This is a genomic window from Streptomyces sp. NPDC059718 (assembly GCF_042733315.1).
Taxonomy (GTDB): Bacteria; Actinomycetota; Actinomycetes; order Streptomycetales; family Streptomycetaceae; genus Actinacidiphila.
Map to the genome: position 1 here is coordinate 1 of NZ_JBHWGA010000035.1, position 12902 is coordinate 12902.

The following is a 12902-nucleotide window of genomic DNA, read 5'->3' on the forward strand; positions in this document are numbered from 1 at the left end:
ATCTGCTGGTGAGCCGTTCGACGCTGCTCATCAGCGCGTTGCAGCTGATCGTCCTCGCGGGCCTGGCGCTGATGCTCGTCGCCGGCCTGCTCGCCGGCGAACGCGCCGAGGAGACCGCCCAGCTGCGGGCCCGCGGCGGTTCCCGCTCCCGCGTCGCCGGGCTGGCGGCCGCCGAGGCACTGCTGCTGGCGCTGCCCGCCGCCGTGCTGGCGCCGCTGCTGGCCGGGCCGCTGGTGCGGCTGCTGGCCGGGCACGGGGCCCTGGCGCGGGCGGACGTCCGCCTGGAGGTACCGACGGCCACGGCCTGGTGGGCGGGCGTGCTGGCCGCGCTCGCCTGCGCCGTCGCGGTGGCCTCACCGGCGCTGCGCCGCACCGGCACCTACTCCATCGAGCGGCAGGCACGGACCCGCAAGGGCGCGCTGCCGGGTGCCGTGCAGGCGGGCGCCGACGTCGCGCTGTTGCTCGTGGCAGGCCTGGGGTACTGGCAGCTGTCCCGGCGCGACGGCGGGTCCGGCGCGCTGACGACGGACACCACCGGCGCTCTGGGGGTGGACCCGGTGCTGGTGGTGGCGCCCGCCGTGTGCCTGCTGGCGGGTGCGGTGCTGGCGCTGCGTCTGCTGCCGCTGGTTGCCCGTCTCGGGGAGCGGCGCGCCGCCCGGTCGGCCGGTCTGCCCACGGCGCTGGCCGGGTGGCAGCTGGCGCGGCGGACCGGGCGCGGCGCGGGCCCCGCCCTGCTGCTGGTCTTCGCGGTGTCGATCAGCATGTTCGCGATCGGCGAGAACGCCACGTGGGAGCGGTCCCAGAGCGACCAGGCGGACTTCTCTGTGGGAGCCGACCTCCGCGTGACCGGCACCTCGACATCGCCGTTCGGACAGGGCGGGGTCTACGACCACATACCCGGCGTCGCCGCGGCGGCCCCGGCGAGCCGCGGCACGGTGCCGCTGCCCGAGGGCCGCGAGGCGACGGTGCTGGCGATGGACACCACTACCGCCTCCCGGGTGACCGGGCTGCGCGACGACCTCACCGACCGGCCGTTCCGGCAGGTGCTGCGCTCCCTGCGACCTCAGGACACCGCCCCGCGGGACAGCGGGTTCACCCTGCCGCGCGACACCGCGCGCCTTTTGCTGAGCGTTCGCACGCAAGCCTCGGACTCCGGCGGCCGACCGAGCGGGAGCAACGTCACGGCCCGCCTGTCGGCGACGTTCACGGACCGCTTCGGCGTCCCCTACGCCATCGCCCTGGGCGAGGTCCCCGCCGACGGCGGACGGCACGTCGTGGTGGCGGACTTCGCCGCCGAGGCGGGCCGGGCCCCCGGGGCCGGCCCGGCCGGGCCGCTGCGCCTGACCAGGATCAAGGCCGAGTACACCCTGCCGCAGCGGACCGAGCACCACCGGCTCTCCGTGACCGCTCTGCGGGCGGAGTCCGGCGACGGCACCACGCGGACCGTCCCGGTACCGGAGGGCTCGTCGTGGAAGGCGCGCGCCATCATGGGCAACCCCGACTACATGAACTACGGCGGCTACGTCGCCGCCTGGACGGACGCCCCGGACTCCAGCGGGCGTACGCCGCTCGCCGTCGAATTCGACACAGGGGAGATGACCCTCGGGGCGGCCTGGCAGAGCGGCTATGACACGGCCTCCATAACCCTCACCTCCGAGCCCAGGGCTCCGGCCGCGCTGTCGGCGGTCGCCACGGACACCTTCCTGCGGGCGGTCGGCGCGAAGGTCGGGGACTCGGTGCGGATCCCCGTGGCCGGCATCACGGTTCCGGTCCGCGTCTCCGCGGCCGTCCGCGCCCTGCCCACCGTCACGCCGAAGACCGATGGCACCGACGGCGGGGCGCTGCTGATCGACCTGCACTCGGTCAACATGTTGCTGAACGGGACCGACCAGGGTTCCCTGGTCCCCGGCGAGTGGTGGCTGGCGGCCGAGCCGGGCGCGACCAGCCGCGTCGCCTCGGCGCTGCGGGCCCGCGGCGACATCACCTCGCTCCTGGTCCGCGACGAACAGCGGGCCGAGCTGCAACGCGATCCGCTCGGCGCCGGGCCGCTGTCCGCGCTGCCCGCCGCAGTGGTGACCGCCGTGGTGTTGGCCGCGCTCGGCTACGTCGTGGCGGCGGCCGGAGCACTGCGCGAACGCTCCCAGGAGTTCGCGATGCTGCGGGCGCTGGGCACCCCGCGCCGCTGGCTCGCCCGGGTGATCGCCGCCGAGCAAGGCCTGGTCATCCTGGTCGCGGTGGGCGTCGGCGCCGTTCTCGGCGGACTGCTGACCCGCCTGGTCGTCCCCCTGATCATCCTGACGGCCCGCGCGCAGAGCCCGGTCCCCGACGTGCGGATACATCTGCCGTCCGGCCCGCTCGCCCTGCTGCTGATCGCCGTCACCGTGCTGCCCCTGCTCGGCGTCATGCTCACCGCGTGGCGGTCCGCCGACCCGGCCCAGGCGCTGCGGCGCCAAGGAGGTGAATGACGTGACCGAGCCCCGTTCCCCGCGCAACGGAGACGTCTCCTGGATCCGCGCCCGGCTGCGCGCCGCCCCTGGCGGGACGCTGGCCCTGGCCGCGCTGGTCCTGGTCACCGCGTTCCTGGCCGCCGCACTGCCGCGGGCCGTCGACGGGTACGAGAACACCACGCTGCGTGACACCGTGTCACAAGCGTCGTTGCCGGGCCGCAGTGTCACCATGTCGCTCCAGGTGTCACGGCTGTCCGCCCCGCTCAACGCCGAGGGGTTGCTCACGCCCCCGTCGCTGAAGGAGACCGAGACCCGGTTCCAGCGCCTCGTGAAGCCCCCGCTGACGCTCGAACGTGACCAGACTGTGTACGGCGTGCGCTCCGCCGACACGGGCGTCACCGACCCCGTACTGCCGCGGCCTTCGGGCCTCGATCCGGAGAGCGCCCTGGTGGCCCAGCCGGACCTCGTGGCGAACACCCGGCTCCTCGAGGGACGTCTGCCGCACCCGGGCACCGACGACCGGAGCGTCGAGGCGGTGATCACCGACCGCACCGCCGAGGCCATGAAACTGCACACCGGTTCGGCCTTCCACCTCCAGGACGCGGTCGGATCGGTCATGACCGTGCGGGTCACCGGGATCGTCACGCCCCGCTCACCCGGCGCCGCCTGGTGGAACGCGGAGTCCGATCTGCGCAGGCCCAGCCTGCGCTCGCTGCCCATCCCGGGTGGCGACCCCGTCAGCTACTGGCACTTCACCGCACTGATCGACGACAGCGCCACGAACGTCCTGCTCGGCTTGCAGGACGGCGCGCTGGCCTACTGGCACCACCCTGCCGACGTCGACGCGCTCACCGCGCACGACGTTCCGGCCCTGCGTGACCGGCTTGCCGCGCTCACCTCGGGACCCGACGGGGCACATCTGCAGGCCAAGCAGCGTGGTCTCCACGTCGAGGAGCAGGGACTGGGCGAACTCCTCGGGCCCTTCGTCGCCGAGCGCACCGCGGCGCAGCCGCTGGTCCTGGTCGCCGCCGTCGGCGTGGGTACCGTCGGCGCCGTCGTGCTGCTGATGGCGGCGGGCTTGTCGGCGGCCCGGCGCAGGGCCGAGTTCACGCTGCTGCGGGCCCGCGGGATCAGCCTGCCGGTGCTGACCGGCCGGCTGTTGGCGGAGAGTGCGGTCGTGGCGGTGCCCTCCGCGGCGGCCGGCCTGGCCGTGGCGCTGTTCCTGCTGCCGGCGGAACGCGTCGCGCTCGCCGTGTGGTCGGCCGCCGCCGTGGCCGTCCTGGCCACGGTGAGCCTGCCGCTGCGGGCGGCTGCGACGGCCCGCAGGCCGCGCCCCGAGCAGCGCGAGGACATCGTCGCCAGGCGTCCCTCCCGACGCCGTACGGTCGCCGAACTCGCCGTCGTGGTCGTCGTCGCCGGTGCCGTGGTGGCGCTGCGGCAGCGCGGCACGGCCGACGGCGGCGCGGACGTGCTGACCGCCGCGGCGCCGGTGCTGCTCGCGATGGTCGCCGCGCTGGTGCTGCTGCGGCTGTACCCCTGGCCGGTCCGGCTGCTGGCACGGCCCTTCGCACGGCTCAACGGAGCCGTGCTGCACCTGGGCCTGGCCCGCGCCGGACGCGCCCCCTCCACCACGGCGCTGCCACTGCTGGCCGTCCTGGTGGCACTCACGGTCACCTCCTTCGGCGGATCGGTACTCGCCGGCGTCGAGTCGGGACGCGACCACGCCGCGGTGACCGCGGTCGGCGCGGACGCCCGCGTGCAGAGCTACGGCGCCCTGCCGCAGGGGCTCGACGCCCAGGTCCGGCAGGTCCCCGGGGTCCGCGAGGTCACGGGCGTCCGGGTCGAAACCGGGCAGCAGATCATGAACAGCCGCACCCGGTTCGACCTGGTGGTCGTCGATCCGAAGCCGTATGCCCGTCTCGTGGCGGCCACCGGCCTGGGCGCCTCGTTCCCCGTCGGCAAGCTCGACTCGGGCGCGAAGGAGCCCATTCCCGCCATCGCCTCCCCGGCGGTCGCGCGGAAGTTCGGGAACAGCAACGGAGTGGAAAGCGTCAGGTCGTCCGTTGGGCGGGTCATGGTGCGTGTCGTGGGCACGCAGGACGCCACACCGGCGGCCCCCAACCACGAGTTCGTCATCGTGTCGCGGGCCGCCCTGGCGAAGGTGGCACCCGGGACGAAGGAACCGGCGCACGGGCCCTCAACGCTTTATGCGACGGGTACCGGCATCGACGCGCAGGCGCTGCGCGCGGTGGTGGCCAAGGCCGCGCCCAAGGCGCAGGTCACGCTGCGGACCGAGCAGCGCGCCTCGTACGGGACGACGTCGGCGTTGCAGTCGGGCGCGCGGCACGTGTACCTGGCGGCGGTCGCGGCGGGCGCCGGCTACAGCGTGCTGGCGTTGCTGCTGTCGTTGCTGCACAACGCGCCGCAGCGCAAGGCGTTGCTGGCGCGGTTGCGGACGATGGGCATGACCGGGCGTCAACGTCAGTGGCTGGCGGTGCTGGAGATGCTGCCGCAGGTCCTGCTGGGCGCCCTGGGTGGTGTCCTGGTGAGCGTGGCCACCGTGCCGCTGGTGCGTCCGGGCGTGGACCTGGTGGCGCTCGCCTTCACCGTCCGCACGCCCGCCACCGACCTGTCGGGCGCCGTGCTGCGCACCGACGCCGCGTCGCTGCTGGTGCCCGCGGCCGCACTCGTCGCGCTGGCGTGTGTGGTGCTGGCCGTGCAGGCCTGGCTGACAGGACGACGGGGAGAAGGAACCGAACTCCGGATGGGGGAACGATCATGACTCAGAACACGTCCGGCACCGCCGAGCGCGGCAACGTCACGCTGGCGGACCTGGAGCGACGCGTCACCGAGAGCCGGGAGCAGCCCGCCTACGGGCACGACGCGTTGATCGTCTGCGACCGGCTGGTGCGGATCTTCACCGCCCAGGGCGTGGAGGTCCAGGCCCTGCAGGGACTGGACCTGCTGGTGCAGCAAGGCGAACTGATGGCCCTGGTCGGCGCCTCGGGCAGCGGCAAGTCCACCCTGCTGAACATCCTGGCCGGGCTGGACACCCCCACCGCCGGCGCCGCCTCGGTCGCCGGCTTCGACCTGCTCGCGCTCGACGCGGGCGCCCGCCTGCGCTACCAGCGCGAGGTCGTCGGCTTTGTGTGGCAGCAGACCTCACGCAACCTGCTGCCCTACCTGACCGCCCTGCAGAACGTCGTGCTGCCCATGCGGCTTTCCGGCCGGGTCAAGGGCCGCAAAGCCCGCACTGACCGCGCCACCGAACTGCTCGAGATGATGGGCGTCGGCTACTGCGCCGACCGGCGGCCGCAGCAGATGTCCGGCGGCGAACAACAACGCACCGCCATCGCTGTCGCCCTGGCCAACCACCCCTCCCTGGTCCTGGCCGACGAACCCACCGGCCAGCTGGACTCCGCCACCGGCGAGCAGGTCTTCGCAGCGTTCCGCACCGCCAACGAACAGCTCGGCACGACCATCGTCGTCGTCACCCACGACCAGGCCGTGGCCACCGCGGTCGACCGCACCGTCGCCATCCGCGACGGCCGCACCGCCTCCGAAGTCCTGCGCCGCACCAGCGTCGACGACGAAGGCCGCACCACCGTCCACGCCAGCGAATACGCCACCGTCGACCGCTCCGGCCGCCTCCAACTCCCCCGCGACTACACCCACGCCCTCGACATCCGCAACCGCGTCATGCTCGAACTCGAACCCGACCACATCGCCGTCCGCCCCGACCATCCTGCGGGGGGACAGTCCTAGGGGGGTGTATCGAAAGTTGATCTTCGATGTGAGCGGAGTCCGTCGCGGGGGTGGCGCCCGGCGGCCGCCTTTCCAACACTGGTGACGTACAGGCGACGGGGGGGCACAGGCATGGCGACGCGCACAGGACCGGCGCAGGCACCGCTACCGGAGCGGCGGCCGGAGCTGGACGCGATCCGGATGCTGGTCGTGATCGGGCTGGTCTTCTTCCACTCGGCGCTCGTATTCGCTGCCGACGACGACTTCTACGTCAAGAACGCCGAGACCACCGAAGCCATCATGATCATCGCCGGGTTCGGGGTCGTCTGGGCTATGCCGCTGCTGTTCCTCATCTCCGGCCTCGGTGCCTGGCACTCGCTTCAGCGCCGCGGCGCGGGCGGTTTCGCCAGGGAGCGGCTGCTGCGGCTCGGCGTTCCGCTGGTCTTCGCGACCCTCGCGCTGAACCCGCTGCCGCAGTGGCTGCGGCTGCGCTCGGCCGACGCCGACTACCACGAGTCGTACCTCGGATTCCTGCCCCGCTTCTACGACGTGCGCCTGGAGCCCGAAGAGTTCCCCTTCCTCGTCCAGGGCGAGCACTTCGAGACCGGCCATCTTTGGTTCGTCGTGCTCCTCCTGACGTTCTCCCTCATGCTGGTGCCGTTCCACCGGTGGTTGCCGCGCGAGCGCGTCCGCCGCATCGGCGACCGGGTGGCGGAGGCGACCCTGCACCGGCGGGGCGTCGTGTTCCTGCCGGCCCTCGCCTTCGCGGCGATCTGTGCCTTCGCACGGCTGGAGGAGGACTACGCGGGCTGGCACCGCTGGTCGTACCTGCTGTTCTTCGTTGCCGGCTTCGTGCTCGCCACCGACGACCGCTTCCGCACCGTGATGCGGCGCGACGCCGGGACCGCAGCCTGGCTCGGCGCCCTGCTGTTCGCGGCAGCCGGCCCTGGCTTTGCCCTGGCCGACGAGCCCTTCACGGAGATGACCGCCCTGGCCACCGCCTCACGGGCGCTGTTCGGTGCGTCCGGATGGTGCCTGGTGGTCGCCATCCCGGGCCTCCTCGACCGTCGGCGGCTGGAGCGACCGCGTACGGCGCCGAACCCGGCCCCGACGACGCGTCGGCGCCTGTATGGCTATCTCGCCGCAGCCGTGCTGCCGCTGTACATCCTGCACCAGCCGATCGTGGTCGCCGTCGCGTACTTCGTGACCGGCTGGTCTGCGCCGATCCTGGTTGAGTACGCCGTGCTCGTGGCGATCGCCCTCATCCTCACCCTCACCGCGTACGAGCTGCTGGTCCGCCGCACGCGGGTGACCCGCTTCCTGTTCGGGATGCGACCCTAGGGGCGTCTCGAATGTGCCTGTCACAGCCACTCGTTCGGCGGACGGCCGCCGTGGGAGCCACGTTTCCTTCGGTTGCGGGCCTGGTCGGCCTCGTCCGGGATGGTGCAGCGAATGCCACGTCTGCGCAGGTAGGCGCCGTTCTTGCGGGAGGCGTACGCCTTGTCGCCGCGCACCCGCCTCGGCCGGGTGCGCGGTCGACCGAAGGCCAGCCGGGGCACCCTGACGCGGCCCGGGACGACCTCGAACTGCGGGGAGTCCCCGAGCTGCCCGGCGGTGATCACGATGGACATGGGCTACTGCCTGTGGACCGGGGCCGGGGCCGGGGGAGGGGGACGAAGCCGGCCGCCAGACGCGGTGGTGTGCGTCGATCCTGCTCATCGTTCACCCGCTCCCAGGACGTCGAGCTCGGGCCACAGCTCCTCGGGGATCGTCATCGAGGCGTGCGCGGCGTTCACGGTGATCTCCTGCGCGCTGCGCGCCCCGACGACGACACCCGTGACAGCCGGGTGGCGCAGCGGGAACCGCAGAGCGGCTGCGGCAAGCGGGACACCGTATTCGGCGCAGCGCTCACCCAGGGCGAGAGCGTGGCGGAGGACCGCTTCCGGAGCCGGTGCGTAGTCGTACATGGCGTCCGGGGCGAGGTTCGCGAGGATGCCGCTGTTGAAGACACCACCGACCAGGACACCCACCTCGCGTGCGGCACACGCGGGCAGCAGTTCGTCGGCCGCGCTGCGGTCGAGCAGTGAGTAGCGGCCGGCCACGAGGACGCAGTCGAGGTCGGTCTCGGTCACGAAACGGGTGAGCATCGCCGTCTGGTTCATGCCCGCCCCTATCGCCCTGACGACTCCCTCGTCGCGAAGCCGGGCCAGCGCCGGGTAGGCACCCTTCACGGCCTGCTCCCAGCAGTCGTCCGGGTCGTGGATGAAGACGACGTCGAAGGCGTCGAGACCGGAGCGCTCCAGGCTTTCGACGAGTGAGCGGTACACGCCTTCGGCGCTGTAGTCGCGGACCCTGACGAGGCCGGGTGCGCCGTGGAAGGCCTCGTCTCCCGGGGCCGATTCGCCCGGTACGAGCAGTCGGCCGACCTTGGTGGACACCGTGGTCTCCGCGCGCGGGTGCCCTGCCCCGGTGAGGAACGCACCGAGCCGCTGCTCGGCCAGCCCGGCACCGTAGTGCGGGGCGGTGTCGTAGTACCGGATCCCGGCGGCCCAGGCGGCCTCCAGCGTCTCGGCGGCCTGCCGGCCGCCGACGGCCGAGAAGAGACCGCCCAGTGGCGCGGTGCCGAGCCCGACGCGGCTGACGGTCACGCCGGAGCGTCCCAGAGGTACGCGTTCGGCGTACCAGGGCCGGATCGCGGAGGACATCAGGCTCCCCCGAGGACGTGCCGTCGGCGGCTGAGCCGGTCGGTCTCCGCTCCGATGACGTCGCGGGCGCGCGGGAATCCCATGGGGCTGCTCCTCGCTGATGTCGCGTGCCCGTCGCTGGACGGGGGGTTCTTTGGCCAGGCCACGGAGCGGGCGATGCCGTGCGGGGTCACCGCCGGCCCTCCGTGACGTTCTCCGGTGCGCCGAAGTTGGGTTCGAGATGCTCGCGCAGCCACTGTTCGGTGTTGCTGACGTGCAAGAGGGCGGCTGCCTGGGCCAGGGGGGCGTCACCGGCGGCCAGTGCCCGGTGGATCGCCTCGTGTTCGGCGACCGTCCGTCCCGCGGCGTCGTCATCGACCAGACCACGCCAGACACGGGCACGCAGTGTCCGTCCGGAGATCCCCTCGAGCAGGGTGGTGAGGGTGGCGTTGCCGGTGGCCGCGACGACGGCACGATGGAAGGCGGCGTCGTGTTCGTTGAGGAGCTCCACGTCGTCACGGGCCGCCCGCATGGCGTCCAGATGCCGTTCGACCTCTCGCAGCCCCGCGGCCGAGATCCGGGTGGCGGCGAGCCCCGTGGCGATCGGTTCGAACAGCCTGCGCACTTCGGTGAGCTCCAGCAGAGTGTCGCCACGCAGCAACTCCACCGCGGAACCGATGCTGCTCAGCAGCAACTCGGGTTCCAGACTGGTCACATACGTCCCGTCGCCCCGGCGGATCTCCAGCACCCGTGCGACGACCAGCGCTTTCACCGCTTCCCGCATGAGGTTGCGGGACAGGCCCAGCTCCGCTGCCAGCTGCTGCTCGGGGGGCAGCTTGGCGCCCGGCCGCAGCTCGCCTGAGTGGATGAGGTCCCTGATGCGGTCGATCGCCTTGTCGGTCAAAGACATCCGTTTGCTCCCTGCTCGTCGCCCAAGCGGCGGCAGCGTAGCAATACATCCCATCGCTGCGGAATACATGGGATGACCCGGACCCGCGTCCGGATGTGAGCCCGTCACATAGTTGCAGCTCAAGGGCACATCGGATCCTTTGCCTACCGGGGGTATGGACAACTGTGCGGGTCGACCCTATAAATCCATCCAATGTCCGAGGTCGGTCGTAACGAAGAGAACATCTCGTTGACACATGAGGACGGGTGGTTGCCATGAAGCGGGGAGTGCGCCGGAGCCTCCGAGCCGGAGGCGCCGGAAGCGATGACTGAGCTGATCACCGCGGTCGAGGCGGTCGACGTGCGGTTCCCCACCTCGCGGGAACTCGACGGTTCCGACGCCATGAATCCCGAGCCCGACTACTCGGCCGCCTATGTGACGGTCCGTACGAGCGCCGGGGACGAGGGATACGGACTCGCCTTCACCGTGGGCCGCGGCAACGACGTCGAGGTCGCCGCGGTACGGGCCCTGGCGCCGCTGGTCGTCGGACTGCCGATCGAGGAGGTACTGGCCGATCTCGGAGGCTTCTCGCGGCGGCTGACCGGCGACAGCCAGCTGCGCTGGCTGGGCCCGGAGAAGGGGGCCATCCACATGGCTGCCGCGGCCGTCGTCAACGCGGTCTGGGACCTGTACGGCCGCCGTACCGGCAAGCCGGTCTGGCGACTGCTGGCCGAGCTCTCCCCGGAGCAGTTGGTCGACCTCGTCGACTTCCGCTACCTCCAGGACGCCCTCACCCGTGACGAGGCGCTGGAGATCCTGCGACGTGCCGAGCCCGGCCGCGCCCAGCGCACCGCGCACCTGCTGGAGCACGGCTACCCGGCGTACACCACGACCCCGGGCTGGCTCGGGTACGACGACGAGAAGCTGGTGCGGCTGGCCAAGGAGGCGGTCGCCGAGGGCTTCGGCCAGATCAAGTTGAAGGTCGGCGCCGATCGCGAGGCGGACGAACGCCGCATGCGGCTGGCGCGCGAGGCGGTCGGGCCGGACATCCGGATCGCCGTCGACGCCAACCAGGCGTGGGGCGTCCAGCAGGCGATCGACTGGATGGCGTCGCTCACGCCCTACGACCCGTACTGGATCGAGGAGCCCACTTCTCCGGACGACATCCTCGGCCATGCCGCCATCCGCAGGGCGCTGGCACCGGTCAAGGTCGCCACCGGCGAACACACCCACAACCAGGTGATGTTCAAGCAGCTGCTTCAGGCGGGTGCGCTCGACGTGCTGCAACTCGACGCCAGCCGCACCGCCGGGGTCACCGAGAACGTCGCCGTCCTCCTGCTGGCCGCCAAGTTCGGCGTCCCGGTCTGCCCGCACGCCGGCGGGGTCGGACTGTGCGAGATGGTGCAGCACTTGGCGATGTTCGACTACGTGGCCGTCAGCGGCACCACCGAGGACCGGGTAGTCGAGTACGTCGACCATCTGCACGAGCACTTCACCGACCCGGTCCGCATCCGCGACGGCCGCTACCTGGCGCCGGCCGCTCCCGGCATCAGCGCCGAGCTGCACCCGCGGTCCCTGGAGGACCACCGCTATCCCGAGGGCCCCGCGTGGGCCGGGGAGGCCGGCGGATGAGCGCCCCCGAGTTCGCGGACCTGAAAGCGGTCGTCACCGGTGGCACCTCCGGCATGGGACTGGCCACGGCTCGTCTGCCGGCAGTGCGCTGCGGCATCCGTGTGAACTGCGTCAACCCCGGCACCGCCGACACGCCGTGGATCGGCCGCCTGCTCGATCGCGCCGCCGGCCCCGAAGACGAACGCGCCGCGCTCCGCGCACGCCGGCCCATGGGCCGCCTCGTCTCCGCCGACGAGGTCGCCGTTGTCGTCGTCCACCTCGCGAGCCCGTCGTCCGGCTCGACCACCGGTACGGCACTCGCCGTCGACAGAGGCATGGAAAGCCTGCGGATCCGCCCGCGCGCCTGACCCCGGCCCTTCCCAGGACTCCGGTACGCCCCCACATCAGCCGGCGTACAGCCCGCCCTCGCGACCCACCGGCAAGGAGAACGAGCAATGAAGCTCAGATTCACCCGGCACGCATGCTTCGGCGGCCTCACCGCCCTGGCCGCCATCGCAGTCACCGCCTGCGGCGACCCCGGACCCGCATCGGGCACGGGCGGCGGTTCGACGGTGATAGGGGTCGACTATCCGCGCTCCGACACCGACTTCTGGAACTCGTACATCAAGTACACCCCGGAGTTCGCCAAGGAACTCGGGCTGAACCTGAAGACCACCAACTCGCAGAACGACGTCGCCAAACTCACCGCCAATGCGCAGACCTTCATCAGCCAGGGTGTCAAGGGAGTCGCGATGGCGCCTCAGGACACCGCGGCCATCGCACCGACCCTGGCGCAGATGGAGGCGAAGAAGATCCCGGTCGTCACGGTGGACACCCGGCCCGACACCGGCAACGTCTACATGGTGGTCCGCGCCGACAACCGCGCCTACGGCGAGAAGGCCTGCCAATTCCTCGGCACCAAGCTGGGTGGCAAGGGCAAGGTCGTCATGCTCCAGGGCGACCTCGCCTCGATCAACGGCCGGGACCGCACCGAGGCCTTCAACGAGTGCATGAAGCAGAACTACCCCGCCATCAAGGTGCTCGGTGAAGCCACCAACTGGGACGGGGCGGTCGCGGCGCAGAAGCTCCAGACCGACCTGACCGCGCACCCCGACATCAAGGGTGTCTACATGCAGTCCAGCTTCGCGCTCGCCGGCACCCTGCAGGTGCTGAAGCAGAAGAACCTGCTGGTCGGCCGCGAGGACAAGAAGCACGTCTTCATCGTCTCCAACGACGGAATCCCCGAGGAGCTCAAGGACATCACCGAAGGGAAGATCGACGCCACCGTCTCGCAGCCCGCCGACCTCTACGCCAAGTACGCCCTCTACTACCTCAAGGCGGCGATCGAGGGCAAGACGTTCCGGCCCGGCAAGACCGACCACGACAGCACGATCATCCAGGTCCGCGACGGTCTGCTGGAGGACCAGCTCTCCGCCCCGCTCGTGACCGCGGACGGCGGCACCTACGGCGGGGTTCCCAGCCTCAAGAGCGACGACCCGTCCCTGTGGGGCAACAACCTCGGCTGAC

Annotated in this window: 8 protein-coding genes and 2 pseudogenes; 7 read left to right on the top strand and 3 right to left on the bottom strand. The window is 71.9% G+C overall.

Translation table 11 applies throughout. The features are described from left to right. The 4 genes from ACFV3E_RS31985 to ACFV3E_RS32000 all read left to right on the top strand — a co-directional run. A partial coding sequence (locus ACFV3E_RS31985; protein WP_500537817.1) for an ABC transporter permease occupies positions 1-2465 on the top strand: 2465 nt, incomplete at its 5' end. A 1-nt stretch (position 2466) separates the two neighbouring features. Then, positions 2467-5229, top strand: a complete 2763-nt coding sequence (locus tag ACFV3E_RS31990) for an FtsX-like permease family protein (RefSeq protein WP_500537818.1) — start codon at positions 2467-2469, stop codon at positions 5227-5229. Next, positions 5226-6212, top strand: coding sequence for an ABC transporter ATP-binding protein (locus ACFV3E_RS31995; protein ID WP_500537819.1), 987 nt, complete (start codon positions 5226-5228; stop codon positions 6210-6212). The genes ACFV3E_RS31990 and ACFV3E_RS31995 overlap by 4 nt, the downstream gene beginning before the upstream one ends. 111 nt (positions 6213-6323) lie before the next feature. Further along, on the top strand, positions 6324-7532 hold the full coding sequence (locus ACFV3E_RS32000; protein WP_500537820.1) for an acyltransferase family protein: 1209 nt from the start codon (positions 6324-6326) through the stop codon (positions 7530-7532). Between the two features lie 38 nt (positions 7533-7570). On the opposite strand, the pseudogene ACFV3E_RS32005 reads toward ACFV3E_RS32000, so the two are convergent. The 3 genes and pseudogenes from ACFV3E_RS32005 to ACFV3E_RS32015 all read right to left on the bottom strand — a co-directional run. Next, positions 7571-7810: pseudogene (locus tag ACFV3E_RS32005) on the bottom strand (IS5 family transposase); the annotation flags it as partial. A gap of 96 nt (positions 7811-7906) precedes the next feature. After that, positions 7907-8896: an aldo/keto reductase gene (locus ACFV3E_RS32010; protein ID WP_500537821.1), complete on the bottom strand. Its 990-nt coding sequence runs from the start codon at positions 8894-8896 to the stop codon at positions 7907-7909. Between the two features lie 169 nt (positions 8897-9065). Then, positions 9066-9785 (bottom strand): FadR/GntR family transcriptional regulator, encoded by a 720-nt coding sequence (locus ACFV3E_RS32015; RefSeq protein ID WP_500537822.1) that lies wholly within the window; start codon positions 9783-9785, stop codon positions 9066-9068. 303 nt (positions 9786-10088) lie between these two features. On the opposite strand from ACFV3E_RS32015, the gene ACFV3E_RS32020 reads away from it, so the two are divergent. The 3 genes and pseudogenes from ACFV3E_RS32020 to ACFV3E_RS32030 all read left to right on the top strand — a co-directional run bounded on the left by ACFV3E_RS32020 (position 10089) and on the right by ACFV3E_RS32030 (position 12901). Beyond that, positions 10089-11396 carry an enolase C-terminal domain-like protein gene (locus tag ACFV3E_RS32020; protein ID WP_500537823.1) on the top strand — a complete coding sequence of 436 codons (1308 nt, stop codon included), beginning with the start codon at positions 10089-10091 and terminating at the stop codon, positions 11394-11396. An 83-nt stretch (positions 11397-11479) separates the two neighbouring features. Further along, positions 11480-11743: pseudogene (locus ACFV3E_RS32025) on the top strand (SDR family oxidoreductase); the annotation flags it as partial. Between the two features lie 87 nt (positions 11744-11830). Beyond that, positions 11831-12901, top strand: a complete 1071-nt coding sequence (locus ACFV3E_RS32030; protein WP_500537824.1) for a sugar ABC transporter substrate-binding protein — start codon at positions 11831-11833, stop codon at positions 12899-12901. Position 12902: the final 1 nt, after the last annotated feature.